This is a genomic window from Sphingobium sp. BHU LFT2 (assembly GCF_018604485.1).
Lineage (GTDB): Bacteria > Pseudomonadota > Alphaproteobacteria > Sphingomonadales > Sphingomonadaceae > Sphingobium > Sphingobium yanoikuyae_A.
On the sequence record NZ_JAFCGW010000017.1, the window covers coordinates 1 to 27,000 of the forward strand.

The window sequence follows — 27,000 nt, forward strand, 5'->3', positions numbered from 1 at the left end:
ACCCCGGCAGATTCCCGCTGCCCCCCTCACCTCCGGCTGTTCGCCACGTGGCAGGGCCGATGGCCGCTGAGCCATCGCCCTTCCGGCGATTTGAAAGGAGAAAGCCCATGTTCAACCACCGTCTCGCAACCCGCTTTGGCCGCAATGCCCACCAGATCAGCGGGCGCGAACCGCTCGATAATGAAGCCCTGTTTCGCCACGTCCCGTCGATCTTCGCGCGCGAGGCGCATGACAGCAGGTCCGCTCGCTATGTCTACGTGCCGACCATCGACATTGTGGAGGGGTTGCGCCGTGAGGGATGGCTGCCTTTCTTTGCGGTTCAGTCGGTCCCGCGTGACGGCAGCCGCCTTGGTCATGCCAAGCATATGCTGCGCCTGCGCCGGGATGAAGGGATCGGCAAGGCTGAGGCCGCCGAGGTCATCATCGTCAACAGCCATGACGGCACCAGCGCCTATCAGATGTTCGCCGGAATGCTGCGCTTCGTCTGCACCAATTCCATGATCGCGGGCGACCGTTTCGAGGAAGTGCGCGTCCCTCACAAGGGCAATATCCAGCACGACATCATCGAGGGCGTCTATACCGTTGCCGAGGACTTTCCGCGTCTGATTGAGTCCGCCGAGGTGATGAAGGATACCCCCTTGTCCTTCGAGGAGCAGCGACTGCTGGGCGAGGTCAGCCTAGTCGCCCGCTATGGCGAGGATGAAAGCCCCCTCACCCCGGACCAGATCATCGCGCCGCGCCGCCGTGAGGATGTGGGCCAGAACCTGTGGCAGACTTTCAATGCCATACAGGAAAATGTCATTCGCGGCGGCCTGCAAGGGCGTAAGCGCAATGCCGAGGGACGCATTCGCCGTAGCCAGAGCCGTGCCATCAACGGCATCGACCAGAATGTCACCCTCAACCGCGCGCTCTGGACGCTGGCCGAAGGGATGCAGCGCCTAAAAAGTGGCTGAGCGCCCCGCCCTGCCCCGTCATGCGACCCTGCCTCTTTGCACATGCAAAGAGGCAGGGGAAAAATCGCGTCCCCGGCTAGAGCCGGGGACGAATGTTGATTTGTGCTATCGCAGGATAGCCGAAAAGCTGGTTGATCTGCTCCAGCAGCGGGCCTGTGACATCGCGCAGCGCTCCCGCATGGGCGCGATCCACCATGATATCGAGCGTGCCGCCCGCCCGCCGCCCCGGCGGATAGCGCACCGCCAGCGGCGTGCTGTGCTTGGCAAGGACTGGCCCGACCAGCTGCGGCCATTGCTCGGTGATGCCGGAGCGCCCATGGCCCATCTGGCGCATGGCAGGCTTCGTCACGTCGCGCAGGAGATCGCCCAGCGAGGTGGCTTCCCCGCTTTTGGCGCTGCGCCGCGCGAATCTGTCGCTTCCGTCCATCGAGCCAGCATGCCATTTGCGGGCGGGCGCGTCGAGCGACGCGCCCGCCTCGCATTTGTTTGCATGTGCAAAGAGCATGAAATATTGAAATCATTATTTTGGTGGCATATGGTCTGGCTTCCATGGCAGCGATGCCGCATCGGTTGGCGGGGCAGGATGAGCGGAAACATGCAGCCCGACGCGGAAGGGGACGCCATTGTCCAGATCCGTGTCAGCAAGGCATTACGGAACGAAATCGCGCGCATCGCCCTCGATCAGGGCGGTATGACCTTTCGCGCCCTGATCCTCTCCGCGCTCAAGGACAGCTATGGCCTTGATGTTGCGGAGGCCGATTTGCGCGACCGGCGTGGGCGACAGGCCAGCGAAGGAAGGGAAGGGTGAAAAATGGCTGACTATTTTTCGGCGCATCCCGACCATGCGCTGCTGGTTGGAATGATCGGGATCATCATCTTGTCCATTGTCTTTGGCAATCCGGACGGGGAAGGTCGTCGCCGCCGTCACCGGCGCGAAGACCATGAACGCAGAACTTGGGATAGCTGGCGGAACTGATGAGCAAGAAGGACAAGGCGGCTGCTACTGCGCGGCCGATGCAAACCATCGTCATCAACAATCGCAAGGGCGGGGTCGGCAAGACCATGCTTGCGACCCATCTCACGTGGTTCCTGGCCGAGGAGGGCGCGCGCGTCCTGTTCGTCGACCTCGACGCGCAGGGCAATGGATCGCGCACGCTTTCGGGCGAGGGCAGGGGGGGGCTGGCATCCGACCTGTTCGACCCGGAAGCCACCTTCAATCTGGCAGGCGCCGCCGGGATCACCGTGCTCACTTCGGATGAGCGACTGGATATCGTCGAACTGGACGACGTGCAGCAGATGGTGAAGGCGTTCGGTGCCTTCGCATCGCTGTTCGACTATTGCGTGATCGATACACCGCCGACCTGGGGGCCGCTCAACTTCGCAGCCCTGACCGTCAGCGATCATCTGGTCGCGCCCGTCGAGATGAAGGATTATTCGCTCGATGGCGTCGAACAGCTTCTGAAGACCGTGCATGCCGCCGAACAGAAGGGCAGAGGAGGGCGCAAGATCAACTTCCTTGGCCTGCTCGCGAGCCGCTTCAACAGCCATAGTCCGCGCGAAAAGGAGAATTTCGCGGAGATCGTGCGCAGCATGGGGCCGAGCATCATCTTCAATGGCGTCATCGCCCAGCGCGATGGCTATGAAGATGCGGTCGCGGGCGGCGTGCCGGTCTGGACCCTCAAGAAACGCGCCGCAATGGCGGCAGGAAGTGAAATGCGCTACGTCCTCACCATGATCCGCGATCGGGTCGAAGGACGTCAGGTCAAGGAGATACTGCCATGAGCAAGTTCAGGGAGCGGGCCGCTTCGCTGGGCACCGTCCTTCACGCGCGGGCAGGCGACAGCGGCGTGCAGGAATTGCCGGTCAATGATGTGATCGGCGATCCTGAGCAGCCACGCAAGGAATTCGACCCTGAGAAACTGGCGAGCCTCGCCAAGTCGATCGAACGGCGCGGGCTTCTCCAGCCCATCACGGTGCGTTCGCCCAATGCCGATGGCAAATATGTGATCCGTTTTGGCGAACGGCGCTGGCGTGCATCGAGGCTTGCCGGAAAATCGACCATCCGCGCGATCGTGTCGGACACGGGTGACGAGCGCGGCAATCTGGTCGATCAGGTCATCGAGAATGAGCAGCGCGACGACCTGACCACCAGCGAGATGATCGTGGCGGTTGAGCGGCTTCTGGCGCAGGGCCTCAGCAAAGCCGAGATTGCCGAGGAACTGGCCTGCAAGCCCGCCGACATCACCCAATATGTCACCTTGCCGCAAATGGCCGACCATTTGCGCGCATTGATCGATGAATGGCCGCGCCGCGCCCTCTATGACCTTCATGTCGCAAGCCGCAAATTTGGCAGCGATGTCGAGCAGTTTGTCATCGGGCGCGAAGGGCAGGGGGTTACGACCGCAGCAGTCGCGGCTTTCGTACGCGACCTCAAGGCGCGTGAGGCGGCGCCAGTGGCCCCAGTCGGTACTGCATCGGCTGACGCCGCTGCGCCCGTTGCCGAGCCTGTGGCATCTCCGAAAGATGCAGGCGCGTCACCAACGGCCATTCCGGAGAGTGCCGGCAAGGGCAGGAAAGCGAAGGGGAAGGCTCCATCGGTTCCTGACGCAAAGACGCCCGAAGCTCCAGTCCTGAACGTCCTCGTGGGCGGAAGGGCTGGGCGGCTGATCCTGCCGGCTACCGTGTCCGTTCAGTTTGAAGATGGCGCTGAGCCGGTCACTGTCTCGCTTCACGAATTGAGTTTCGGGACGGCCACTGCCTGAGTGAGCCAGGCCCGGGTGGCAGGGCCTCTTACTTTGCACATGCAAAGCCGCCTTTATGGAAAAGCACCGCTGTTGCGGTAGGCGCGCGCAAGGGTCGATCCCTTGCGCGCGCCTTTTCTTTGGTCGGCTGCCTGGAGCTGCCGGCTCTTTGCATGTGCAAAGAGGATGGAAGGCAAGGGAAGCGGATTAAGGTGATGGCGGGATAGGCTTGCAGCCGGCATCGGAAAACATTAAGTCTATTTAATGCCAGTTTTCGGAGTTCGCCTTTCCGACGATCTAGCCCGCCGCTTCGACAGAGTTGCGGCGCAGTCCGGCGGGCGTGCCGCGCTGATGCGCAAGCTGATCGACGAAGCGGTAGGCGGGGCAGGGGAGGGCGGCACGGACGTGCCAGCCCGAACAAGGCGGCCGCACCGTCTCGAAATTCGTCTCGATGACGAGGACATGCGCCTGATCGGGGCGGCGGCTCTGGAGCGCGGTCTGACGCGCAATGGCTGGGCGGCAGAGGTCGTGCGCCATCGGCTGCGTGTCGATGCGCCTGCAGCGCTGCCTGAGCGCCAGGCGATCGCGGATGCGTGGCGGCAAATCAGGCGCGTTGGCCTGAACATCAACCAGGCGGTCCATGCCCTTCACGCGGCGATGATGAAGGACAGCCGGCTTGATCTTGCGCGGGAGGCGGCACGGGTCGCCGCCATGCGCGGGGACGTGGCCGAACAGACACGGGCGCTGGGTAAGGCGCTCAAGGGGGATCTGTCCTACTGGCGAGGAGATGGCGATGGCGGCGAGTGACGAACTGGCTCTGCCCTCGCTGCTGGAGGCATGGCGCGCGCCCACCGGCGGCAAGCGCGTGCTCAAGGGCTCCTCGCTGCGCCTATCGGCGGGGCAGGGGAGGGGGCAAGGGAGCAAGCAGGGCGGAGATGCCGTTCGCGCGCGGCTCGAGCGGATCGTGCGCAAGGCGCCGGAGGTCATGGTGAAGATCTCCGGGAGGCAGCGTGGCGGCGGCCATGTCGCGGCGCATCTGGAATATATCGGTCGGCACGGAAAGCTGGATGTCGAGACCGGCGATGGCGAGCGGATCACGTCGGTCGCGGGCCTGCGCGCGCTCGCTGCGGATTGGGAGGCGCTGGATGATGCCACCAATAGGGGACGCGCCCGGCCGACGTCGATTTCGATGGTGCTCTCTATGCCTGCGGGCATCGATCCCGACACCGTTCATGATGCGGCGCGTGCGTTCGCGCGCGTCGAGCTGGGCGAATGCTTCAGCTATGCGATGGCGCTCCATACCGACACCGATCATCCCCATGTCCATGTGACCGTTGCTGCCGAAGGGCTCAATGGAACGCGCTTCAATCCCCGCAAGGCTGATCTGCACGCCTTTCGCGAGAGCTTTGCCCACGAGCTGCGCGCGCGCGGCGTCGAATGCGAGGCAACCCCCCGTCGGGCACGGGGCCTTGTTCGCAAATCCGATGCGCCCGCTGTCCGGCAGATTGCACTGCGCGAGGAGCGGCGGCCATCAGCGAGGGGAGGTGAGGTCATTCGCACCCATAGGCGCATACGCAGCGATGCGGTGCGCCTCGCCCGTTCCGATACGCCTGACTACCGAGTGCAGGACGATCAGGCGCTGCGCCGTCAGCGCGCTATTCGCGGTGCCTATGAGGAAGCGGCGCAGTTGCTCGAAAGGTCGGGTTCGGCCGACGATCGCGCACTCGCCCAGAGCGTCAGGAGCTTTGTCGGGGATATGCCCATGCCTTTGTCTCGCTCAGCGGCGATGGCGGTCGAGATCGGGCGGCGCGACCGGGCTGTGGTGAAGGATGAAGGGGAGGGGGATCGCCGTGGCCGGGCGTCGCCGGCGGTATCGCCGCCATCGCGTGCGCCGGCCCCTCAGAAGGGGCCGGATCGCGATCGTTGAGGGCTGGTGCCCGGATCAGCCGTTGAGCAGATCCTTGACGGCCTTTGCCGGCGTGAAAGTCAGTTTTTTGGCAGCCGCGATCTGAATGGTCGCGCCGGTCGAGGGATTGCGGCCTTCACGCGCAGGGCTGTCCTTGACCTTGAACTTGCCAAAGCCATTGAGGCTGATTTCCTCGCCCTTGGCAGCGCCCTCTGCAATCGCGGTGAATACCAGGTCGACGATCTTCTTGGCGTCCGCCTTGGTCGATCCGGTTGCGGCCGCGATCCTGTCGGCGATGTCGCTGTTGTTCATGAAAATTCCTTTCGTTGGGGCTTCGCGGCCCGTCTTAGGCGCATTGCAGGGGCTGCGCCAAGCTACTGCGGTCAATGTTGGTTGTGAGGCATGGACAAATTGGACAAGTTTGCTATATTGGGCACAAAGGAAAGGTGATGGCCCAGATACAGATCACGACCAGGCAGGATGCCCGCGATGCGGTTACATCCTTCTTCGATGCGTTGAGCGCGTCAACCCTGCTCCAGCTGGCGAACATGTTGCAGCGCTCCAGTCCCGACCCTGAAGGGCTGGCCCGCAAGGTGCTCGAAGCGGCAAGCGATGTTGGTAAGGTACGCACTATGCCGGGCACGGGTCTGGGCAACCTTGTCAGCGCGCGACAGGGCCGTGCCCGGCTTGATGCCATCACAATCGATGACGATGGCAGCCAGTGGTCAGATGCCGAGACATTGGGGGCAGGGGAGATGGCGGCACATCTGGGTGTTGCGCGGACCTCTCTCGATAACTGGCGCCGCGCGCACAAGATTCTCGCCTTGCGCAAGGGCGTGCGCAACTATGTCTATCCGGTGAGGCAGTTTGACCGACGGGCTCCGCTCGACGGGCTTGACCGCGTTCGCCATTTCTTCGGTGACGATGCTGCGACGTGGGAATGGCTGGTGACGTCCAATCGCTTCACGGGCGATGCGCAGCCGCTCGAATGGCTGCGCCAGGGTAAGATCGACGATGTCGTGCGCGCGGCGGAAGGCGCGCTGGACTATCAGTGAAGCTCGACCTCCGGCGCATCAAGGCGCGTATTGTTCCTGTTGAACTGACAGGCTGGCCGCGCATCATTCCCGAGCGGCATCGGGCCACCCCTGCGGAAGCCGGATTTGGGTCGAGCCGCTTTTCAAGCCCGACGCTTGCCTTTCGGATTCTCTATGCCGCCCAGGACTTTCCTACAGCCCTGGCCGAAGCCGTGATCCGTGATCGGTTCGAGGGGAAAGAGCGGCGCTATCTGTATCGCCCATATCTTGAAGGCCTCGCGGCAACGGAAATCTCCGCATCCGCCCCGCTCTCGCTTGTCGATATGTCAGGGGCGGCTGCCTATGAGATGGGCATTGATACGGACACGAAGGGCAGTCGCAATCATCAGGCGGGGCAGGCCTTTGCGGAGGCCCTTCACAAGCAAACCGCAGCAGACGGGATCATCTTTTCGTCTCGCCTCACAGACAGTCCCTGCGTCGCGATATTCGACCGGGCTTTTTCCGGGCTGAGCGGCACTGTGCCTGTAGATCTGGTCCGTGTCGGTGCGCTCGCAGGTGAGCTTACCAGGCTTGGGGTCATTGTCAGGCGAGGCCGGGGCCGATGATGGTCTGATGCTGTGACAGGGCGCAAGATGGGAATGGGGCAGGGGGATTATGGATAAGGAGGCGGCCTTTGCTCTGGCGAGGCAATTGATCGATGGCCTGCCCTGCCGACGCGAAGTGATCGATTTTTGGGATATGCCGCGGATCGCGGCGAATGCCGACCGCGTAAAATGGACAGATGCTGCAAGCCAGCTCGCGGCACTGGCCCACGAAGTGCCGGTGGATGTTGCCGTCTATTTTCAGATCTGGGCAAGCGATGCGGCTGTTGGCGCAGGCGACCTTGAAAATGGCCTTGCCCTCCTGCCGCTTCCGGATCTTGGAGGACGGGCGAGCCTGCGGGCGAGCAATAGTCTTGATCTGAAATTGTCCCTGGCAAGACCGCCGAGCGCACGAGACATTACGGCGCTGTTCGGGCCAAAGGTTACGAAGTTCGGGAAAGAAAATCTGAGTGGGGTCGAACGCTATATCCAGATTCAGCTGGACGAACGCGCGACACATGGTGTGTCTCCCAGCATAGGCGCATGGACTGCCGATGCACATGAACACAAGGCAGGCTACAGCCTCTTCAATGGCCATGCGAGCTACATTGTCACGCGCCCACCTGGCGGTTGGGACTTCAGCTACTCAAAAGCAGCCGAGAAAGCGTGCCTGGAATTGATCCGCGACGCCGAGAATACTTGGCGGGAAGAGAGTGATCTTCCTCGCGTAGGAGAGGGCTGGGTATCAGAAACGCGGCTATACTATGAATTGAAAGCGGCTTTCTCCGAGATCGACGTGATCCAGCATCACCGGCCAGACTGGCTTGGCCGCCAGCATCTCGACGTCGCGATTCCTGATCTGCGTATCGCCATAGAGTTTCAAGGCGCGCAGCACGACAAGCCCGTGGCCTTTTTCGGCGGGGAGGAAGCTTTTGCCCGGACGCAGGAACGAGATCGCCGTAAACTTGGGAAATGTGCGAAGCAGGGCTGGCGGATGATCTATGTCCGCGAGGGATATGATTTTGCCGGGCTGGTTGCCAATATAATCGCAACGCCCTGAGCCGTCCCATCTGACAGTTTCGCAACCCATAATCTTGAGCCATGATATGACCGAGACATCTGATCCCAGCCCCCAATCAGATCCGCGCTTCAGGTGCTTCGAGCAACCTGGGCATGAAGAAGCCTTTGATCTTTCCGTCACCAAACTCCTCGCACGTCTGCAGGACCGGTCGCGGCAGATGTTCATCGATGAGAACAACATTTTCCGTATGAATCACGGCGGAAACTGGACCCATTCCGCCCGGGCACCCGAGCCGGACACGGCGATGCATATGATATCAGCCGAATGGTCGATCCCATTCAAGGATATAGCGGAAAACGATCTCAGCCTGATTGGGCGAACGATGCTGCCCTTGAGTGAAGAGATGGAGCGGCAGTTCGCCCTGAATATGTATGGGGTCGTGAGCGCGGCAGCAGAGAAGGTCGGCAACGTAGTGGATGCCAAGGCATCGCCCTCATTCGCGGATTCCATGCTCGAACTTTTCCGGAAGATCGAAATCGGGGTCGATCGGGACGGCAACATCAGCATGCCCCATCTCCATGTGGGGCCTGGAATGGCCGAGCGTATTGCCAAGGAACTGGAGAATGTCCCTCCCGAACTTGAGGCTGAGATCGAACGGGTGAAGGCGCAGAAGGTGGAGGAAGCCTACGCGCGCGAGAATGCGCGCAACGCGAAATTCAAGCGCGGTGCGGCGTGAGTGGGCGCGCGCTGCTCGCCATCGGATGCGATGCCTATGCCGAGCTTGATCCGCTGAGCGGAGCTGAAGCGGATGCTGCTGCCATATTTGCGAGCTTAATTCGCCCCGAAGTCGGTGACTATGACGCTGGCCGGTCGAAGCTCCTGCGTTCGCCGACACTTCAGCAGGTGCGCGATACGCTCACCGAAATGCTGTTCGCCAATGAGTCTCTTGATACCCTGACCATCGCGTTCGCGGGGCATGGGGCGGTAAATGGCGGCAGTTTTTACATGGCGATGAGCGATACCCGAGGGCGGGCCTTGTCTGCGACAGCATTATCGTTGGCAGATCTGTTCAGGATGATCGCGGAGGCGGCGCCGAAGCAGACCTATATCGTCATCGATGCATGCGAGTCAGGCGGGCTGATTTCTGATCTCAATGTCATCCTGAAATCCGAAGTCATGGGAGAACTCGGGACACCTGGCGTCACCTTGCTGGCCACGGCCGCTTCCAATCAGGCGGCAATTGAAGAAAATGGCCATGGTGTGGGGACTGCAGCCTTGCTGGCTTGTATCAGCGGTGAGATTCTCTTGCAGGACAGTATGCCTGCGCTGGACCTTGTGGAAATTGGCAGAGCAGTTTCGGCCCGTGTCGGCGCGGCAGGCGAGCAGATGCCGGTCGTCTGGGGGCTCAATCTCTATGGCCCAGCGGGTTTCTGCAAGAACCCGCACGCCGGAACGGGTAATGCGCCGCTCCGTAGCGTGCTGGCGGGCTGGCCTGATGGAAACACGGCCGCGGCCATTCGCCGTAATCTCCGCCATCTGTGGGAGCCCTATGTCGCGATTTCGAAACGATGGGATGCGCGCAGCTTTGTCGATGCACTGACGCCTCTTTTGCGCGGTGCGGGAGATAGTCCCGGCATGCGGACCGATCTTGCGAGACGCGTGACCGAGGCCTGTGCCGCACAGGCAAGGGAGTCCCGCGACCATTTCAGAGAGGTTGAGGTCCGCGCGGCCTGTGCCGTGGCACTCCTTCCATTCGCAGACGATAGCGACGTCCAGATATATCTTGCCAAGGCATGTGAAGAGATCGCCCAGGCCGTCAGAATGGCGGTGGAAGATGCGACCGCGGCCATCGATACCTATAGCTTTGCTCTTGTGACCGGGGGAATGGGCGACCTGTTCAATCTGCCGATCCGAATTGCGAAGCTGATCGGTTGGGCCGGTTTCGCCACGCATGTTCAATTGGATGGTGGTGGACCCGCGCAGGGCGCTAAAAAGATGCTGGCCGGCCTGATCACGCGCATTTTCGAGACATATTCTCTTTCGCTTGTCGCCATGTCCGACGCGCAGGCACCTTATACCCTTACGGCGTTGACTGCCGCAGCAAGGGCAGGCTTGCTGGAGGAAGGTGAGCGGATTTTAGGCCACCTGTTCTCATCCAGCGTACAGTGCGGCGGACGGGTCGCCCGCGCCGATATCGAGCCGTCCAAGATATTGGGTTTTCTGCTGGCCAGAACCCCGCCAGCGACACGGCTTTCAATCGACATGGTGGCCCAGCCTACGGAGCTGGTTTTAGTCCTGATCCGCGCGTCGAGGCTATTTGGTCTGATGGACGAGGTGGATATTTCCCTTTCGCAACTCGATCATCTTGCCTTGAACGCCTATCTGGCCGACGATTTTCGGAGTTTTGGTGACGAAATGATTTCGGGCGGCCTCAATGCCGTCTTCCACATAGGGCATGATGTGTGGAGTGTAGGCGATATTGAGACAGCTTGGCCGCTTCATCCTTCACCGAACCACAAGGGCACGCGATGGACGGCCGTGCTGGCAAGCCTGCTTTTTCCAGACCGTACGCCATGGTTCTTATTACCCGCCCCGGCAATCATAGAAGCAGGCCATCGAGAGGAGGCGGCGAGGAATTTACAGGCCTCACTGTAAGATTACGTGACCCGTGGCAGTGATCGAGCAAAGCCTATTGTCCCAAAGGCTTCCTCGAAGGTCGCGATCACGTCCGTGACTGCTCCTGATAGCATTTGCAGCGATGCATGGCACGGCTTGCCGGCCAATGGCCCCCCAGGGGCAAACAGGATTTCCGCGCTGAATTCCATATCAACGGCGAGCGCTTCCTCATAGCCGGGATTGACCGGCATGAAGCTTCCACGGCCGTTGCGCCGCACGGATCTGATCGTATCCATCGGCAGATTATTCCAGCCCCCGGTGCGAACTGAGATGTCGACCGATGATTGAACGGCAAGGATAAGACGGTGCTTGTCAAAGCGATCCAGTTCTCCGACCGCTACAAGATGCGGATTGCCTCGGGGGTATGGACGCGCACGCTTCACAAGCTCGGTGGCAAGAGGACCAGCGTCCTTCAGTTTCCACAGGCCTTTAGTGAGATCAGCCTTTTTGCCGCCCGCTTTCACAATCGGAAATTCCGTGCGGTCTTCGCGGCCTCCATTTGCTTTGGCACATGCGGTGATGAGATAATCAAGAGCACATCTCAGGTTATGGACCGCATCGCCGACGTAGAGCGCAAGGGCCTTGTCCGGGAAACCCATCCGATCTCCGACAAGGAAGCCATGGGCCGCTAGCCTCTTTGCGGGAACCATCGATACAGAGGTTGGGTGCTTCGCAAAATGTGCTGCCGCGGCCCGGCGGAATTCGTCGATGTGGTAATTTGCCCTTTCGACCTTACGAACGGCATCGGCAAAGTCAGGCTTCTCAGCGGCTCTCATGGTATCAGATGTGATGTTCAGAGCGCGGAACGAACTCGTTCGCGCTCGATTTTTGGCAGCCGCCTGGCGACGGCGATCAGAAGATCGGTGATGGCGCGGTCATCCGGTTCGCCGGTAGCGCTATAGATCTCGTAGAATTCTGTTGAGACATTAATGCGCATTTTCGCGCTGGGCACCTTGCCATGTTTGGCGAGCATAGCGGTCAGGCCGATCGCCAGTTCTTCATAAAGTGGAGCATCTTCCGAGATCTCCGTGAACCACTGGCTGAGCTGTCGTTCCGTCCGACGGCCGTCCCGTGGATCGTCATCGACATATTCCGCCGCAGTCATGCCCTGATAGCCACAGAATTTTGACGGACCAAAGTGCCAGACATCGTTTTCACGATGCGCATACCACGCACGGGCATATGATAGCCGACTTTGCAGATCGGGGCTTGCGTCCAGTTCATGCGAAAATCGAGCAATATTCCGCACTGCCTGTTTGGCTGTCGTAACGAGGGTCGACATCCCATTATCCTTCATCATCTTCAGGTATGAGTTGCACAATAAACTTTCAAAATCTTATGTCAATTGTACGTGAATGAGATGAATAAAAATAGCTGTTTCCCGATATGGGGAGTCCGCCAGTGTCGGCGCGACGGCTGTGACCTTGGCTCGAGCGGGCAGGGCAGGGGGCGAGTAGCGCTAACGTCGCGGGATTAGTGGGGTGGGTGTGAATATTAGCGGCCGTCACTCCCCGGCAGCAAGATGCTGGTTCATATATGATGTTGCCCAAACAAGCAGGATTGCGACCTAATGATCGAACAGCCTATCGATACGATTGATGAAACGGTCCTTCAGGGTCTTATAGAAAATCAGGTTTCCGAAAGTCGTGATCTGGATTTCAAGCGTGAACTGCCGGGCGGCGGCGATGAGGCGACACGGGAGTTTCTGGCCGATGTGACGGCGTTCGCGAACGCCCAGGGCGGAAATATTGTGTTTGGGATGGACGAGGAGAATGGCTTGGCAGCCCGCTTGACGGGTGTCGAGACCGACGATCCGGACGCGGCGATATTGCGTCTCGAAGGGAAATTGCAAACCGGTGTGGAGCCCCGACTTATCGGAGTCAGGAGCAAATGGGTGCCGCTGGCAAATGGTCGTGGAGCGTTAGTGCTGCGTATTCCAGGAAGCCTCAATGCGCCTCACCGGGTTACGTACAAAGGAGGCGCGCGGTTCTTTGGGCGGAACAGCAGGGGCAAGTATGAGCTGGATGTTCATGACCTGCGGCATGCCTTCACGCAATCGGTCCAATTACCCCAGCAGTTTCGTCAGCTTCACGCTGAGGCGGTAGCAGGAGCGCAAGGACTGGATATGCCGTTTGCCATCGAGCAGGCGCCGACGGCAGTTGTATCTGTTGCACCTCTAGGGCTTTTTCGGGAGGAGCGGCGGGTGGCTGTAACACGCGAAAATGCCGTTGTCCCGGTTCGGCTCGGCGCCTTTTCAGCAATGGACACGATCGAAGGGGTGCTGGTGCATGCGCAGGTCAGCGAGACCGGCCGGGTTAAATCCTACGCACTCAGTCACAGGACTGGGCGAACCGACTCTGCATTTGTCATTGGTGGTGTCCGGCAGAACAATGGCGAGGAGTGGCGAACTGTCTGGCCCGCCACATTTGAGCAGGGGCTGCAATCGATGACCAACTCGACCCAAATGCAGATGCGCCAGTTTGGAATTGAAGGGCCTTGGGTGATAATGGTCAGCGTTTTCGGGGCAAAGGGCTTCCGAATGATATTGGGCGACGGCTATCCTACCAATCTGGCATTTCGCGCTAACGTCCTGCTCGGGCAATTGATTGTCGACCGGATAGACAATGATGCGCTGATGCCGATCGCCAATGCATTCTGGCTTATGTTTGGTGTCCATCGACCGGAGGGTCGGACGCTTGGAGCTGAAAGATAGCGCGGTGAACTGGCGTCAGGTGTCGTAGATCATGGCCTGCGTTTTATGACCGGGATTGGCCGTTTTCGGAATGTCCGATGTGGATCGATGATTATGCCGCATGAGATAACGCGGCCCGGACTATAGTACGTAGGTGTCTCATCCCATCATCAAGCCGGATGGCAGGCGCGTTTTTGGGTACCGTAACGTGGCGATATGAGTTCGCGATCTGACGTAGGCGCGAATAAATTTTACTATCGCTGACGTAGCCATCCAAGAGCCGCTGGCCGCCGACCAGGAGCTCCGCAAACTCTAACGTCCGGTAGACATCTTCCCAGGTCCTCGACCTAACCAGTTGACTCAGCAATCGCCGGACTTTCTCGACCTTTGGCAGATTTTCAAAATCGTCCTTCCCCATGGCCTGAGTGATGTTCGGCCTCACTGATGGAAGCGAGCTCATCGTGGAGACACGGTACCTCGTTCCGGCGCCATCGTCCTCGATACGATCGACCGTAACGAGGGCGATGGGCAACGTCGCATGAGATAGCGCCATTCGCACGTTCAGTTCGTCCAGCAGAGTAAAGGCTGCTTCGCGAACGTCATTCTCGGTCGATGCGACGTCAAACTGTTCGCTTGTTAAAAACCATGTGTCATGCTGCCTTGCAAAGACCTTTGCATCGCGGGAATCTGCAAGGGCGGTTAGCCATGTCTGTAGGTCACTGGCCTCTCCATGGAGGCTTACATACCAACCGACTGGGAGATTCCATCCGCCACCCATCATGTCCGTACCTCATCTCGCTGATCACTTGGGCGCTAAATATCAGAGGCGACATACGCCGGCGTCATTGCGCGCGCTGAATTTGAGAACAGCATGTTGAGGAAGCCGTTCCGAGGACAAGATATTTAGGGCGTCTACGGCTTCGAAGGTGCCTTCGCCATCTGTTCGTAGCCAGCAGGCATCAAGTCGCCCAGATGCTTGTATGTGGCGAACGGTTTTTGGGGCGTGGTAGCCGTCTGATGGGCTAGAGCGCCGATCGCCTGCATGGCTGCGCTCTGGTCACCCGCTGACTTGAAAATGAAGTGATAGGCAGTTCCGGAGATCGTCTTGGTGCCGCTCTTGGCTTTGCACGGCAAGCTCGTAACCGACCAATCGTCGGTCGCTATTGCCGCCACAGTTTTCAGGAGGACCGAGCGGACTGGGGCAGGTTTCTTTCCATTCGCATCAAAAGGTTTCAACTTCAGGAATGAGCGGATGCCGACACCATGACCCGTTTTGTGCATATCGACGAACTCGTTCCAATCCATCTTCTTCATAACTTTACATCTCCCCCCCGGCTACCCGCCCTCGCAGAAAACCAAGCTAAATCGGCAGTCGCGACGCGATAGCGACTGCCACCAGCGCAGGCCACCTTTTCCTCACGGGACCATAGATAAGAGCTTGGTGCCGCCTATCGCCAGGTTGTCTGCTCATTGATCGCGCTGATTTCCAGTTGAAGGCCTGGAACGGACGCACCCTTCCGGTCTGATCAGGTTGGGGGAACAGGCCCCAACCCTATTCCTCCACAGATCACCCGCGTCGTAAACCGGCAATATCTGACGCAGTTCCTGCACGGCAGCGCGCGCTATCTGCTGGCCGAGGACGATTTCCTGAGCGAGGATCTCGATTGGGCAGGCTATGCGTTCGAGACGCACACCACCCGCGGATTTCGCTATCGAAAAGTCACGCCCCCGACGCAAACCGGCAAGCTGGACGGCGCCCTCTAGCCTCCCGCCCCAGGCTGGGGGTCACGATCGACCAGATCAACCAGCTTCCATCCCTGCGCCTGCGCCTCGGCGAGGAAAGCGCCCGCATGGCTCTTGCGGACCGCCAGCGCCAATAGCTCCCTTGGTCGGGTGACGCCGACAAAGACATTGGTTGCGGCGGTCAGCGCCACCCCCTCCAATGGCTGAGGGGCGACGCCGAAGGCGCGCGGCAGCACGGTGCTCAGATCGATGCACTGGTCCTTGCCCGCGACGCCCTTCCAAACTTCGCTCTCGACGACGAGAATGCCGTCCACGCTCTTGCCCTTGACCGAATGGATCGAGCCCAGCCGAAGCGTCACCTCCCCGATCCGCACCTGCTTGGTCGAGCGGCGCTCCGGGTCGGCGGCCTGGGTCTTCTCCTCGGCGACGAACGCGCAGAAATCGGCGATGCTCTGCGCCGCTGCTTCGGGGTGCGGAGCGAAGTGCGGCAGGAGCGCTTCGAGGAGGTCCAGCCAAGCGGCTTCGTCCCAGGCGGCTGTCCCGACCAGCACTTGGTCGCGAAGCAGGCGGCGAACCGCGCGCGGCGTCGCCGGGTCGCGATGCCCGAGCGCGGCCCAGATATTCTGTGTGGTGACCGGCCGATCATCGGCCGCCTTGATGTCATGGGCGCGCGCGAGACCCGCCATCGCCGCGGCCAGCATCTCGGCGACCTCCGCGGGCTGGCGGCCGGCGGCATGGTGGAGCGCGGCCTTCTGGAGCTGGCGGCACAGGAGATTGGCCTTGGCCCGCGCGCCACTCTCGCTGCGGTAGTCCGGATGATAATCGACCAGGCTGCGGGGCAGCCATGCGCCCTTCTTCTTAGGGCGATTGTGCCGCGAGGCGACCGCCCAGACATCGCGCGCGCCGCTATCGGCGCCCCAGAGCGCCTCGGCTTCCTCGGCGAAGGCGCCCAGCACCCCGCCGATCGTCGCCTCATCGAACAGGACCATCACGCGCTGGCCCGGCCTTGCACCCACCCCGACGATGGTCTGGGCCTGGCGGACGGTCAGCTGGCTCGCGAAGGCGGCGATCTCGCCTCCGAAGCGCCTGCTGGTGTCGAGCGGAATGCAGCCCGGCCCCGGCTGCCAGTAGACCGGGGCGGCCGCATCGTTCTCATAGAGCGTCTGGTTGCTGTCGCCCAGGCGCTGGAACGCCGCGTCGTCATGCTTGAAGATATGCTCCAGCAGCCGCAGCTGGTCGCCGTGCGTGTCCTGCGCCTCGTCGAGGATCACGAGCGGGAAGCGGTCGCGCAGCCGTGCGGCCAGCGCCGGGGTTTCGGCGAGCGCCCGCCAGGCGAGCGCGGTCATGTCGGCATAGCGATAGAGACCACTCTTCGCCATCGAGGCCTTGAGCTTCGCCAAGGCCTGTCCGCAAGCGGTGTCGGCGCCGTGCTGGCCCTTCAGCCGCTGGACGGCGATGCTGTCGGGCTGGCTTCCCTCCGCATCGAACGCCGGATCGAGGGTCAGCCTGGCGACCCAGCGCTCGACCGTGGCGCCGGCCTTCTTTGCCTGGTTCTTCAGCGCCCAGAATGACGGATAGCGGCGCAGCGCCTCGGCCTCGAACGCATCGTCATCAACCTGGCGGAGGTTCCAGCCAAGGCCGCGCAGATAGGGCAAGGCCAGATACTGGTTGATGAAGGCGGTGACCGTGCCGGTAAAATGCGGATAGGCCATCAGCCGCGCGGCCGTCGGATGGCGTGCGATAAGATCTTCCACTTCAGTGCGCGCGGCGTTGGTGTGCGAGATCACGCAGACGCCGCGCCGCGTGGTCGTCCAGTTGCGTGAGAGCAAGGCGAGCTTCGCCGCCAGCAGCGTCGTCTTGCCATTGCCAGGCGCGGCCTGCACGTCGCAAGCTGCGGCATTGGCTAGGAAGTCCACCTGGTTTTGATCGGTGAAATCGCAGCCGCCAAGCTCGTCGCCGAGCGCGGCGAGCAGCTCCGGGGTTAGCGGCAGTATCTCGAACATCGCCGTCAGGCTCCCGCCGCCTCTTCGCCGGCAACCCCGACCTCGCCATCCTCGTCGCTCTCTTCCTCCGCATCCGCCGGATTGGCCGGGAAAGCGGGCGCGCCCGCGACATAGCCGCCGGTCACATAGTCGATGGCGCGCACCAGATAGGCCGGCAGCCGCTCGCGCATCTGCTCGGCCGTGTCGGTGCGCTGGCGCAGGATCGCGGCGAGCTGCTCGGCGACCTCGGCCTTGGAGGCCTCCTTGTCGTGGACGGGCTGGTAGATCTTCACCGCGATCTCGGTCGCCGACAGGCCCGCCTCGACCCAGCCTGCATAGGTCTTGTCGGCGCTCTCCACGAGTTTGGCGAGAAAAGCGGGTTTGCGGCTGCTGGTCTTGGCCAGGCGGACCGCGCGGTAGACGCTCTGGGCGAGCTCGGGCTGGAGGGCGAGATCGAACTCCAGCGTCCAACTGTCGGCGATGAAGGCGTCGACCGGATCGCCGATGTCGCGCGTGAGCGTCTTCAGCCGCGCGGCGATTTCCTCGGGCTTGAGCTCATTCTCGGTCTTGCGCTCGCCGACCAGCGCCTTGGCCTCGGGCGGTGGGATGTCGCGGTCGGGTATCAGCGCAACCGGGACCGGGATCGCCTCGCCGGCGAGGCGCTGCAGGATCCGGCTGTAGCGGAACAGGCCGCGATGGCCGACATTGACGATCGAAACCCCGTGGGCGCTCAAGGGCCGGCCGAGCTTCTCGGCGATCGCAGGCAGGAGGAGATGTTCGCCATCGCCCTCGACGACGATCAGCGCGCGGGCGAAGAACAAATTGGCCTTGGTGGCGTCGAGGAACCGGCGCAGGAACTCATAATCGTCGACGCCCAGCCGAGTATGGGCGGCGCCGAGCGGAAACGCGCGATGGTCGACGATAATCGTCATGGTCTCGAGGTCGGCGCCTGCGGCCAGCTGCGGGCTGTGGGTGGTGAGCAGGACCTGGACCTGCTGATGGGTCTCGCCCTTGGCCAGGTCCGTTTTGGCGGCGCGCGCGGCGAGCACTTCCATGAACAGGGTCTGGTGCTGGGGATGGAGGTGCGCCTCGGGCTCCTCGATTAGCAGAAACGGCACCTGATCGGGATGCGACTGCAGCAGCAGTAGCTCGGCGGCCATGAACAGGAGATTGTTGTAGCCCAGGCCGCGCTGCACCCGCTCGGCACCGACCTTGGCGTTGAGGTAGAGCTCGAAGCGCTCGAGAATTTGATCGAACGAGCCGCCCGCGCCCAGATCGAGGGTCGCGACAAGCGGGTCGTCGACAAAGGACAGCTTGTCGAGAAAATCGCTGTTGACGCTGCTGGCGACGCCCCCGACCGCCGGATTGGCCCGCACCTCAATGTCGGCGGCGGTCAGAGTGTCGTGCAGTGTGGCGGGCGCGCCAAACGCCGCCGGCTTGTTCTGCGCGCCCATCGCCGGCATCGCGCCAAGGATGCGCGACAGCCGCGAGCGCCTGCCGGCCCGCATCTCGCGTTCGGCGTCGCGCAGCGGCTTGAGATAGGTCGCCTTGAGATATTCGCGCAGCTCGCCGTCGAGCGGCAGGCCTCCGCCCTCAGCGCCCGCGCGGTGCTGGCTGGAGATGATGCTGCCGCCGCCAGGGGAAATGCGCCGCGACCCGCGCAGGCAGACATGCAGTCGCAGCTTGCCCTTCTCATTTGTGCACCATTCGAGAAAGCGGGCTTCCTCGTCGGGGCTGAGATCGTCGAAGGTGCAGCGCACGACGAAGTCGCAATCGCGCGTCCCATCGGCCGCCACATGGAAATCATGCAGGTCGGGGCGGATATAATCGTCGCCGCGCGTCCACAGGACATAGCGAGCCGCATCGATGATCGCGCTCTTGCCGGCGTCATTGGGCCCGACCAGGATGTTGAGGCCCGATGACAGCTGAATATTCAAAGGTCGCGCTGCGCTGAAACACCGAAAGCCGCTCGCATGGATTTCCGAGATGTACATGTTTTCGCCCCCGCGACTCGTCGTCGTTCGCTTTCGCTCTATCGTATCAAGAAGATAGGCTTGTAGCGGCACCGACCGCCAAGGCCAGAGTCTTGGGTCGACGAACGGTTTTCCATGGCCTGTTCAGGTCTCGCCGGATCAGGACTGCGCTTCGCCCAGCGGATCATGGCGCTCGAAATAGGGCTTGATCGTATCGGGCAGGGGCTCGCCGGGGCTGATCATCGTCAGCGCGGTCAGCGCATGGCCGATCACCCTGGCCGGATCGATGTCGTCCTCCTCCGGCGTCGCCAGCGGATCGCGGTCGGCATGTCCGAAGAAATTCTACGGTCTGACGATATTGTCGAGGAGCCGCCGCTGCTCGGCGGCGCTCAGGGTGATGACGAGGTCGGCGGCCTCGCGGACGGCACCCGCCTCGATGCCAGCGATCACCGTCTCCTGGCGAGAGCTATCGTTCTGGAACGCCAGGATTGTCCCAACCCCAGTCTTAGGCAGAAGGTCCGCTGATGGGCGCACTGATGTCCGAGTCGAACGGCAATGTTGGGCGCATTACTGACGATCTGGCTCGCCAGGCAGCAGAAGACCATTTAGCACTTAGATAATTGCGATCGTTAGGAGTGGCTATGTGGAAGTGGCTGAGAAAGCGTCCATTGATTTCAGATGACCAAGCCATCGCTTTGGTCAGTCCATCGCTAGAAGCCTACTCTCTTGCTGTAGCTGTTGCCGAAACAGTGAGAGATTATGTGGGGGCGGTCAAAGCAGGCAAGCTTTCCTACCCTGCGCATCGCCGCGAGGCCGCGAGCGTCGTTGAAGTCTGGGGCGATCTGCGCGTGGAAGCGCTGCACAAGCTGTTCAATTTCGGTCGCAGCGATCCGCTGATGCTGGCCGACATTAAGTGGCAATCCGACCTGTTGACCGCATTTCTGGATGATCGAGTGCATCTGAGGCTGCCGCAGCCTCAGGGCGCGATCGTGCCCGATACAATTCAAGCGGTATGGCAGGTTTACCTGTATCTTGATGCCGCAGGATCGGAAGTAGCGGACCGCGAAACCGACCGCGAGGGCTTAAAGCTGGAGGAGCGGTCGATCTTGGATCGACTGGAGGGCAGCTGTCTCGATGCGCGGCGTCAATGGGCATCAGTGGGTGCGGGGGAACCGAACGGCTCTCTGCCATCGACGATGTTCGAGCTGCTCTATGCGGATGTGACCGCCAAATCCAAATCGATCGCGCTGTCGAAGGTGTTCGGTCCCTATTACGAGGGTGGGATCAAGCATGTGGAGCAGATGCTAGCCCGTCAAGGCGACGGCCTTTCCGAGTTTCAGGCGATGATGAAGCGGGTAATGGGAGCAGACGATCCTGATAGACTTTCCTCGACATGACCATGTGCAAGCGCGTCAATCCCCTGTCCGATAACTTTTATTATCGGTCACAAGATTGACGGGTCGCACGGGTGCATTTAGGGTTGCTGCCATGGCCTCTGATCCGCCCAAAGACGACATCCCTTTGCTAGTGGCGCGACCACAACTGATGTTGCAGGACACGCTGCATGCGGAGATCGAACGCGCTGCAGATTATGCCAGAGCGTCGCGATCTGCCGCGACGCGCCGGGCCTATGAAACCGACTGGCGCATCTTTATCGCTTGGTGTGACGCGCGCGGGATAGAAAGCCTGCCAGCGCGGCCCGTCGCGGTCGCGACCTTTTTGTCCACTGAGGCCGACAGCGGCATCAAACCGGGGACCGTGCGCCGGCGGCTTGCCGCCATTGGCTATTTCCACCGTCAGGCCGGTTTCGATCCGCCGCAGAAACAGGCGGGCGCTGGTGCAATCCAGGATGTCGTGGCCGGCATCACCCGCGAAAATGGCGCGCGCCCCACGCGCAAGCAGCCCGCCGATGCCGATGCGTTGCGCGAAATGCTGCGGACCATCACCACCGATGATCTCAGAGCCGCTCGCGACCGCGCCGTGTTGGCGATCGGCATGGCGGCAGCGCTGCGGCGTTCCGAACTGGTTGCCCTCGCGGTGGATGATGTCGAACTGCTGCCCGAGGGCCTGCGTCTGCTGATCGGCCGCTCCAAGACCGATCAGGCCGGTGAAGGCTATGTCGTCGCCATCCCCGAGGGGCGGCGGATTCGGCCCAAGGCGCTGCTGCTCGCGTGGATCGAAGCGGCGGGGCACAAGGGCGGCCCCCTCTTCCGGCGGCTGACGCGCGGCGGCGCGCTGACCGGCGATCGGATGTCCGATCGTGCCGTTGCACGGCTCGTGCAGCGCTGTGCGGCCGAGGCCGGGTTCGATCCCACTCAATTTGCAGGTCACTCGCTGCGCTCCGGTTTTCTGACCGAAGCCGCTCGTCAGGGAGCGAGTATCTTTAAGATGCGTGATGTCAGCCGGCATAAGTCAGTGCAAGTCTTGTCCGACTATGTGCGCGATTTCGAGATGTTTCGAGATCATGCAGGAGAGAAATTTTTATAGCTTAGCCATCGCCGATTGCTGGCTCCATATGCGCAGAGCCTAATAAATTATTCCACTATAGAAAAGCATTTGATAAGACGCTCGCGTGCAATTTCTATTTTGCCGATCGAAATATCATTTTCATAGTAATTAGTTAGCTCGTCTTTTTTCAAGACACCTATTAAGAACAATTCTCCATAAGTTAGATTTTGGTCATCTGGGTGGCCTATATCAAGCCCATAGAATAACAATTTTGCCAAAAAATATGATACATTGGCAACATTATCTGACGTTCCGCCGTTCTGCAAAAAAAGTTGATATGATTGCTGCCGATGTTCTGACGAGGAGCAAAGTCCTCTTATAACTTTTAAAAACGTCCTTTGACTATAGGTGCACGTGATTATTTTATGAAATTTCGATTTATCGCGCATCGATAGTTTATCACCGGAGGCTGCAAAGTTGATTTATTGATCATGCCAAATCGGGAGTTTCATATTGGCATAGTCAGTTTATTAAATTACGGCTAGCTTGGAATATCAAAATGCGATATACCGGTGTAGCGTCAATGCGGATTCCTTACTTTTACGTATCAGGTAGAGTTTAGACTTTGCCGTAAAAGTGAGGAATTTCTTTTGGATAGGCGCATACTTATACTTGGTGCTTCTGGGCAAGTCGGAAGCAATCTGGCCAAAAAGCTGTCTGAGCGGCCTGACGTTATGCCAATTTCGGCCGTCCGACGAGTTGATGCTGTTGTGACCGGCGAACAATCGAATTCCGTATTTTTAGATTTGGACAGGCCGGAAACGATTGCCCCTGCTCTGGACGGCATAGATTCGATCTTCCTATTGACCGGCTATACGGTCGATATGCTCCGCCAAAGCAAGTCGCTGATCGACGCAGCCAGGAAGATGTCTGTCAAACACATCGTTCACCTCGGCGCCTGTGGCGACGATGATACAGACGTCGCCCATTACGGCTGGCATCAATTTGTCGAGCGCTACATCGAATGGTCCGGTATCCCTTTCACGCATCTTCGTCCCGAAGTTTTTCTCGAGAACCTCCTTGGCTACAGCGGAGTGCGGACCGTCAGCGATGGCGTCATTCGCCATTATGTGGGCTCGGCAAGGCAAGTGTGGGTGGATGTGGACGATATTGCCGAAGTCGCTGCCGTGGTGCTGAGTGAACGCGATCAGCATCTAGGTAAGACCTATCGGCTAGGATATGAACTCCGGAGCCTTCATGAGATCGCTGAAATCATGTCGAGGGTAATGGGCAAGCCTTACCGCTACGAAGCTCGACCGCCGGAGGAATTCCTGAGAAATGTTCTCGAAGCCGGCGCCGAGCCCGCTTACATGGATTGCGCCTATCGCAGTTTCATTCGTCTCGGGACCGAGGGCATTCCAGGGTCTGAGGAGGTTTTCGACAATTTCGAGCAGTTGACGGGGCGCAAGCCGACGTCCGTCGAGGATTTTATTCGCAAGCACGCAGCCGAGTTTGCCTATTGAAAGCAAACCCGGCCACGGGGAGGAGCAGTTACTGCTCCTCCAAGCCTTCTACGATCATCACGGAAAACCGAGCCGCTTGCTTGCGGATTTTCGCAGCCTCTTGATACTCAGGGCTGTCGAACCACTGCATTGCATCGTCTTTTGATGGAAAGCGCAGCACGACTATTCCGTCCAGCGGATCTCCCTCCAATACCGTGTGCTCTCCGTTGAAGGCGAGCGCGGTGCCTTCCGATCGCTCGAAGGTGGGAAGCCCTTTCGCAACATAATCTGCCAAGAGGGCCTCGTCGAACGTCTCATGCTTCAAAAACAGCATATATACGGCCATGGTAATCTCCTGTGAGAAACTAAGTCACGCTGCATCGTAGCGATAGCGATCGAGCCAATGGGCGTAGGGTGGCGGCAATGTCCGCATTCCAGGTTCAGAAACTCCCAGCGCTTTGGCAGCGGCATAGGGCCAGTGAGGATCGGCCAGCATGGGTCGGGCGAGCATGACCAGATCGATCTTGTTCTCGGAGATCGCTTCGTCGGCCATCCTGGGTGAGCTGATATTCCATCCGGTGCTCGTCGGCAGTCCGGTTTCGCGACGCACTTGTTCTGCAACCGGAATGAGAAAACCATTGCCGGAAGCTGGCCTCGAAGCTCCGGTGGTGAACCCCAGACTGACGTCAACAAGGTCGAGCCCCTTGCTCTTGAGACCGTTTAGTACGTCGATGGCCTCGGGAAGAGTCTGTTCATCCTCACCGTCGAAGTTCACGACGCCGAAGCGCGTGGTGAGAGGAAACGCCTCTGGCCAGACGTCCCGCACCGCGTCAAATGTCTCGAGCATGAAACGGCTGCGCCCTGCTGCAGTCCCGCCATACTGGTCGGTTCTCAGATTGGAGTGCGGCGAGAAGAAGTTCTGGGCGAGATAGCCATGAGCGAAATGGAGGTTCAGCCATTCAAACCCGATATCGCGGGCGCGCTGTGCGGCCGCCGCGAACGCGGCGCGCACTCGCTCGATATCACTTAGCGTCATCTCACGCGGGACGCGCCCGAGCCCGCCGCCTTGAGCAACGGCCGACGGCGCTATCGTCTCCCACGACCCTGCATCGCCTAGCGGAATATGATCGTCGCCTTCCCATGGGCGATTGGCGCTCGCCTTTCGTCCGGCATGGGCGATCTGAATGCCCGGCACTGCTCCGTATCGCTTAATCTCCTGAACGATCGACGCAAGCGCCTCGGCCTGCTCGTCGTTCCAGAGACCCAGGCAATTGGGGGTGATTCTCCCTTCAGGCTCGACTGCGGTAGCTTCCACCACGATAAGCCCAGCACCACCGCGGGCTAGGCCTGAGAGATGTGTGCGGTGCCATTCGTTTGCGACACCATCGGTCGCGCTATACTGGCACATGGGCGATACCGCGATGCGATTTCGCAACGTGACGCTTTTCAATTCATATGGATCGAACAATCCCACAGCATATCTCCTGCTAAGTTCGCGATATGCTGTAGGCGTGAAGCGGATTATGCAGTAGTGAGGTTCACTGAGCCACTAGTATACTATTTTGCGATATAGTCGTCTTTGTCAGAGGACCTTTTGCAATTCGGTCAAGAACATCCTCACCTTCGGCGGGATAAGCCGCGTGGTTGGGTAGACGGCCCAAATCGCGAGTGGTTCTGGCTTGCCATCATTAAGCTCTATCCGCTTTAGCCGGCCGGCCGCGAGTTCTTCCCGCACGTCCCACGGTGACAGCAGCGCTATGCCCAGATCAGCGAGACAGGCAGCATGAAGGCCCTCCATTGAGCTTGCAGTAAACGCGCCTGACACTCTCGCCCGCATCGGCTTGTCTCGCCCAGCAAATGTCCAATGCGTGATTTGTGGGAACGTGAGGCATTGGTGCTCCTGCAAATCCGCCATGGAAACGGGCGTGCCATGGTGAGCAAGATAGGCCGGCGTGGCGTAAAGCGCACGAGGGTTGTCGGCTAACTTTCGGGCGATGAGGTTGCTATCGCGCAGGGGCGCGATCCTTATTGCGAGATCGATGCCAAGCCCGACGATGTCGAGCAAGGTGTCTGAGATCGTGAGTTCTATCCGTAAGGCCGGATTGCGCTGCATCATCTGCGGGAGTGCCGGCACGATCATTTTGCGGGAAAAGGCTGCAGATGCTGTCACCCGAAGAAGACCGGTAATGTTCGCGGATGAAGGCGCCAGCGCACGGCGGGCGTCGCCCTCATTCTCCAACATAGCCTGAGCGAAGGGAAGAAATTCCTCGCCCTCTGGCGTCAATGCACTGGCAACCGTTGTACGGTGCATTAGGCGTGCTCCAACGTCCGTTTCAAGCGACGCGAGACGGCGGGAAGCCACCATTGGGGGAATGCCAAGCCGCCGCGCAGCCGCAGCCAGCGATCCAGCGTGAGCGGCTTCAACGAAGACTGCGACATACCGAAGGTCCATTCTACTTTTACCTCACCAATATCGCCAAACGTTACACCCGTGCCACCGGATGGGCAGCTATATCACATCGCAGCATGCGCCTATCAAGTGGCGAGGCGTTCGGTTGTCGGCCGCCGCGAGAGTATTCAGCTCATGGCATCATCATTGCGAGATTCGCGAATTTCCGCGCTGACGTTCCCCGCGATGGCGGTCGCCTGCGGCCTCGCAGTGAGCAATCTCTACTATAATCAGCCGCTCCTCGGTTTGATTGCCCGCGGCTTTCCAGGCTCGTCTGCATCCATCGTTGGCCCATCGACCCAGCTAGGCTACGCAATCGGACTGTTGAGCCTTGTCCCGCTCGGTGACATGTTTGACCGGCGCAAGCTTGTTGTTGTCCAGTTCCTGGCTCTCGCAATCTGCGCGACCTTGGTCGCATCAGCACCCAGCGCCTCCGGGTTGGTCGTTGCCTCCTTTTTGCTGGGGGTTTTTGCGACGGTCGCACAGCAAATTCTCCCATTGGCCGCCCAGCTGGCTCCCGAGAAGGAGCGCGGCGCGATCATGGGTAAAGTTATGGCAGGATTGCTCTGCGGTATTTTGCTCAGCCGCGTCATATCGGGAGCGATTGGCGAGGCTTTAGGCTGGCGCGCGATGTTCTGGCTTGGAGCGAGCCTCTCGCTAGTCGGCGCAGCACTGATGGTAGCGACGCTTCCTGCACAGCGGAAGCCAATCGCAATATCGTATCCCACCCTGCTACGATCATTGAGGCAGATATGGATCGACCTTCCCGAGCTTCGGGTCACTGCGATCTCGCAGGCGCTTCTATTCGGCTCCTTCTGTGTTTTCTGGAATGTCCTGGCCTTTCACCTGCAGGAACCAACGTTTTCGTTGGGACCGCAAGCTGCCGGAATGTTCGGCGTTGCGGGAGCCGCGGGAGTTCTCATTGCACCTTATGCCGGGAAATTTGCCGATAAGAGAGGTCCACGCTCTCTTATAATCGCTGGAGCCTTCGGTATCATGTTCGCTTGGATCATGTTGATCGCATGGTCGCGGATCGCCGGAATGATTGTGGGCGTGGTTCTGCTCGATCTCGCCTATCATTGTACGGTCATAGGAAGCCAGCACATCGTCTATGCCCTGCGGCCTGAAGCTCGCAGCCGCGTTAATACACTGTTTGTCGGTGCCATCTTCATGGGTGGTACTTCGGGGGCAATCATCGCGCAGATATCGTGGAATGCGGGTGGTTGGGTTGCAGTTGGAAGTGCCGGCGTCGCGCTGTGCGCTTCATCGCTCCTCTGGCAATACCAGCATCGTTGAGAT

29 protein-coding genes are annotated in these 27,000 nt (G+C 60.3%); 18 read left to right on the forward strand and 11 right to left on the reverse strand.

Features of this window, described 5'->3' with window-relative positions; translation table 11 throughout:
• The first annotated feature begins 107 nt into the window (after window positions 1-107).
• Window positions 108-953, forward strand: a complete 846-nt coding sequence (locus JQK15_RS22330) for a DUF932 domain-containing protein (RefSeq protein ID WP_214868056.1) — start codon at window positions 108-110, stop codon at window positions 951-953.
• Between the two features lie 76 nt (window positions 954-1,029).
• Here the strand turns inward: JQK15_RS22330 and JQK15_RS27060 are convergent, their stop codons facing one another.
• The gene (locus JQK15_RS27060) at window positions 1,030-1,458 is read right to left on the reverse strand and encodes a DciA family protein (RefSeq protein WP_251007966.1); all 429 of its coding nucleotides are present in this window, start codon (window positions 1,456-1,458) and stop codon (window positions 1,030-1,032) included.
• Between the two features lie 90 nt (window positions 1,459-1,548).
• Between JQK15_RS27060 and JQK15_RS22340 the strand changes: the two genes are divergently transcribed.
• The 6 genes from JQK15_RS22340 to JQK15_RS22365 all read left to right on the forward strand — a co-directional run bounded on the left by JQK15_RS22340 (window position 1,549) and on the right by JQK15_RS22365 (window position 5,621).
• A complete protein-coding gene (locus tag JQK15_RS22340) occupies window positions 1,549-1,761 on the forward strand; it encodes a hypothetical protein (protein WP_251007967.1) in 213 nt (70 codons plus the stop codon).
• 3 nt (window positions 1,762-1,764) lie between these two features.
• A complete protein-coding gene (locus JQK15_RS22345) occupies window positions 1,765-1,929 on the forward strand; it encodes a hypothetical protein (RefSeq protein WP_214868060.1) in 165 nt (54 codons plus the stop codon).
• Window positions 1,929-2,735, forward strand: coding sequence for a ParA family protein (locus tag JQK15_RS22350; protein ID WP_251007968.1), 807 nt, complete (start codon window positions 1,929-1,931; stop codon window positions 2,733-2,735). The genes JQK15_RS22345 and JQK15_RS22350 overlap by 1 nt, the downstream gene beginning before the upstream one ends.
• Complete coding sequence (locus tag JQK15_RS22355) at window positions 2,732-3,715, forward strand: ParB/RepB/Spo0J family partition protein (protein ID WP_214868061.1); 984 nt, start codon at window positions 2,732-2,734, stop codon at window positions 3,713-3,715. The genes JQK15_RS22350 and JQK15_RS22355 overlap by 4 nt, the downstream gene beginning before the upstream one ends.
• Window positions 3,716-3,958: 243 nt before the next feature.
• Window positions 3,959-4,501 (forward strand): mobilization protein, encoded by a 543-nt coding sequence (locus JQK15_RS22360; protein WP_214868063.1) that lies wholly within the window; start codon window positions 3,959-3,961, stop codon window positions 4,499-4,501.
• Complete coding sequence (locus tag JQK15_RS22365; protein ID WP_214868065.1) at window positions 4,488-5,621, forward strand: relaxase/mobilization nuclease domain-containing protein; 1,134 nt, start codon at window positions 4,488-4,490, stop codon at window positions 5,619-5,621. The genes JQK15_RS22360 and JQK15_RS22365 overlap by 14 nt, the downstream gene beginning before the upstream one ends.
• Window positions 5,622-5,636: 15 nt before the next feature.
• Here JQK15_RS22365 and JQK15_RS22370 read toward each other — a convergent pair whose 3' ends face one another.
• Window positions 5,637-5,912, reverse strand: coding sequence for an HU family DNA-binding protein (locus JQK15_RS22370; RefSeq protein WP_214868067.1), 276 nt, complete (start codon window positions 5,910-5,912; stop codon window positions 5,637-5,639).
• 137 nt (window positions 5,913-6,049) lie between these two features.
• On the opposite strand from JQK15_RS22370, the gene JQK15_RS22375 reads away from it, so the two are divergent.
• From JQK15_RS22375 to JQK15_RS22395, 5 genes are read left to right on the forward strand one after another with little or no spacing between them, the layout of a single operon-like run.
• Window positions 6,050-6,655 (forward strand): antitoxin Xre/MbcA/ParS-like domain-containing protein, encoded by a 606-nt coding sequence (locus tag JQK15_RS22375; protein ID WP_214868069.1) that lies wholly within the window; start codon window positions 6,050-6,052, stop codon window positions 6,653-6,655.
• The gene (locus JQK15_RS22380) at window positions 6,652-7,239 is read left to right on the forward strand and encodes an RES family NAD+ phosphorylase (RefSeq protein WP_214868071.1); all 588 of its coding nucleotides are present in this window, start codon (window positions 6,652-6,654) and stop codon (window positions 7,237-7,239) included. The genes JQK15_RS22375 and JQK15_RS22380 overlap by 4 nt, the downstream gene beginning before the upstream one ends.
• 49 nt (window positions 7,240-7,288) lie before the next feature.
• Window positions 7,289-8,275 carry a putative endonuclease domain-containing protein gene (locus JQK15_RS22385; protein ID WP_214868073.1) on the forward strand — a complete coding sequence of 329 codons (987 nt, stop codon included), beginning with the start codon at window positions 7,289-7,291 and terminating at the stop codon, window positions 8,273-8,275.
• Between the two features lie 46 nt (window positions 8,276-8,321).
• Window positions 8,322-8,972 (forward strand): hypothetical protein, encoded by a 651-nt coding sequence (locus JQK15_RS22390; protein ID WP_214868074.1) that lies wholly within the window; start codon window positions 8,322-8,324, stop codon window positions 8,970-8,972.
• Complete coding sequence (locus JQK15_RS22395) at window positions 8,969-10,891, forward strand: caspase family protein (RefSeq protein ID WP_214868076.1); 1,923 nt, start codon at window positions 8,969-8,971, stop codon at window positions 10,889-10,891. Before JQK15_RS22390 ends, JQK15_RS22395 begins: the two co-directional genes overlap by 4 nt.
• Before the next feature lie 2 nt (window positions 10,892-10,893).
• On the opposite strand, the gene JQK15_RS22400 is transcribed toward JQK15_RS22395, so the two are convergent.
• Both JQK15_RS22400 and JQK15_RS22405 read right to left on the reverse strand, forming a co-directional pair.
• Entirely contained in the window at window positions 10,894-11,511 is a 618-nt protein-coding gene (locus JQK15_RS22400) for a hypothetical protein (RefSeq protein ID WP_214868083.1), read from the reverse strand.
• Window positions 11,512-11,705: 194 nt separating this feature from the next.
• Window positions 11,706-12,194 (reverse strand): hypothetical protein, encoded by a 489-nt coding sequence (locus JQK15_RS22405; protein ID WP_214868085.1) that lies wholly within the window; start codon window positions 12,192-12,194, stop codon window positions 11,706-11,708.
• Window positions 12,195-12,482: 288 nt separating this feature from the next.
• Here JQK15_RS22405 and JQK15_RS22410 point away from each other — a divergent pair, with 288 nt between their 5' ends.
• Window positions 12,483-13,625: an AlbA family DNA-binding domain-containing protein gene (locus tag JQK15_RS22410; protein ID WP_214868087.1), complete on the forward strand. Its 1,143-nt coding sequence runs from the start codon at window positions 12,483-12,485 to the stop codon at window positions 13,623-13,625.
• A gap of 91 nt (window positions 13,626-13,716) precedes the next feature.
• Here the strand turns inward: JQK15_RS22410 and JQK15_RS22415 are convergent, their stop codons facing one another.
• From JQK15_RS22415 to JQK15_RS22430, 4 genes are all read right to left on the reverse strand, one after another.
• Window positions 13,717-14,385: a hypothetical protein gene (locus JQK15_RS22415; RefSeq protein WP_214868089.1), complete on the reverse strand. Its 669-nt coding sequence runs from the start codon at window positions 14,383-14,385 to the stop codon at window positions 13,717-13,719.
• A 131-nt stretch (window positions 14,386-14,516) separates the two neighbouring features.
• A complete protein-coding gene (locus JQK15_RS22420; RefSeq protein WP_214868091.1) occupies window positions 14,517-14,918 on the reverse strand; it encodes a hypothetical protein in 402 nt (133 codons plus the stop codon).
• Window positions 14,919-15,364: 446 nt separating this feature from the next.
• Window positions 15,365-17,350: a UvrD-helicase domain-containing protein gene (locus tag JQK15_RS22425; protein ID WP_214868093.1), complete on the reverse strand. Its 1,986-nt coding sequence runs from the start codon at window positions 17,348-17,350 to the stop codon at window positions 15,365-15,367.
• A gap of 5 nt (window positions 17,351-17,355) precedes the next feature.
• Window positions 17,356-19,323 (reverse strand): ATP-dependent nuclease, encoded by a 1,968-nt coding sequence (locus JQK15_RS22430; RefSeq protein WP_214868095.1) that lies wholly within the window; start codon window positions 19,321-19,323, stop codon window positions 17,356-17,358.
• Between the two features lie 240 nt (window positions 19,324-19,563).
• On the opposite strand from JQK15_RS22430, the gene JQK15_RS22435 reads away from it, so the two are divergent.
• The 4 genes from JQK15_RS22435 to JQK15_RS22450 all read left to right on the forward strand — a co-directional run bounded on the left by JQK15_RS22435 (window position 19,564) and on the right by JQK15_RS22450 (window position 23,273).
• Window positions 19,564-19,827, forward strand: coding sequence for a hypothetical protein (locus JQK15_RS22435; protein ID WP_214868097.1), 264 nt, complete (start codon window positions 19,564-19,566; stop codon window positions 19,825-19,827).
• A gap of 116 nt (window positions 19,828-19,943) precedes the next feature.
• A complete protein-coding gene (locus JQK15_RS22440; RefSeq protein WP_214868099.1) occupies window positions 19,944-20,699 on the forward strand; it encodes a hypothetical protein in 756 nt (251 codons plus the stop codon).
• Window positions 20,700-20,790: 91 nt separating this feature from the next.
• Window positions 20,791-21,789 carry a site-specific integrase gene (locus tag JQK15_RS22445; RefSeq protein WP_353047252.1) on the forward strand — a complete coding sequence of 333 codons (999 nt, stop codon included), beginning with the start codon at window positions 20,791-20,793 and terminating at the stop codon, window positions 21,787-21,789.
• A gap of 611 nt (window positions 21,790-22,400) precedes the next feature.
• Window positions 22,401-23,273 carry an NmrA family NAD(P)-binding protein gene (locus tag JQK15_RS22450; protein WP_214868108.1) on the forward strand — a complete coding sequence of 291 codons (873 nt, stop codon included), beginning with the start codon at window positions 22,401-22,403 and terminating at the stop codon, window positions 23,271-23,273.
• Between the two features lie 28 nt (window positions 23,274-23,301).
• Here JQK15_RS22450 and JQK15_RS22455 read toward each other — a convergent pair whose 3' ends face one another.
• The 3 genes from JQK15_RS22455 to JQK15_RS22465 form a co-directional block, all read right to left on the reverse strand.
• On the reverse strand, window positions 23,302-23,598 hold the full coding sequence (locus JQK15_RS22455) for a DUF1330 domain-containing protein (protein ID WP_214868111.1): 297 nt from the start codon (window positions 23,596-23,598) through the stop codon (window positions 23,302-23,304).
• A 24-nt stretch (window positions 23,599-23,622) separates the two neighbouring features.
• The gene (locus JQK15_RS22460; protein ID WP_214868113.1) at window positions 23,623-24,726 is read right to left on the reverse strand and encodes an NADH:flavin oxidoreductase/NADH oxidase; all 1,104 of its coding nucleotides are present in this window, start codon (window positions 24,724-24,726) and stop codon (window positions 23,623-23,625) included.
• A 108-nt stretch (window positions 24,727-24,834) separates the two neighbouring features.
• Window positions 24,835-25,704 carry a LysR family transcriptional regulator gene (locus tag JQK15_RS22465; protein ID WP_214868115.1) on the reverse strand — a complete coding sequence of 290 codons (870 nt, stop codon included), beginning with the start codon at window positions 25,702-25,704 and terminating at the stop codon, window positions 24,835-24,837.
• Here JQK15_RS22465 and JQK15_RS22470 point away from each other — a divergent pair.
• A complete protein-coding gene (locus JQK15_RS22470; protein ID WP_353047253.1) occupies window positions 25,663-26,997 on the forward strand; it encodes an MFS transporter in 1,335 nt (444 codons plus the stop codon). The genes JQK15_RS22465 and JQK15_RS22470 overlap by 42 nt on opposite strands.
• The last annotated feature ends 3 nt before the right edge of the window (window positions 26,998-27,000 follow it).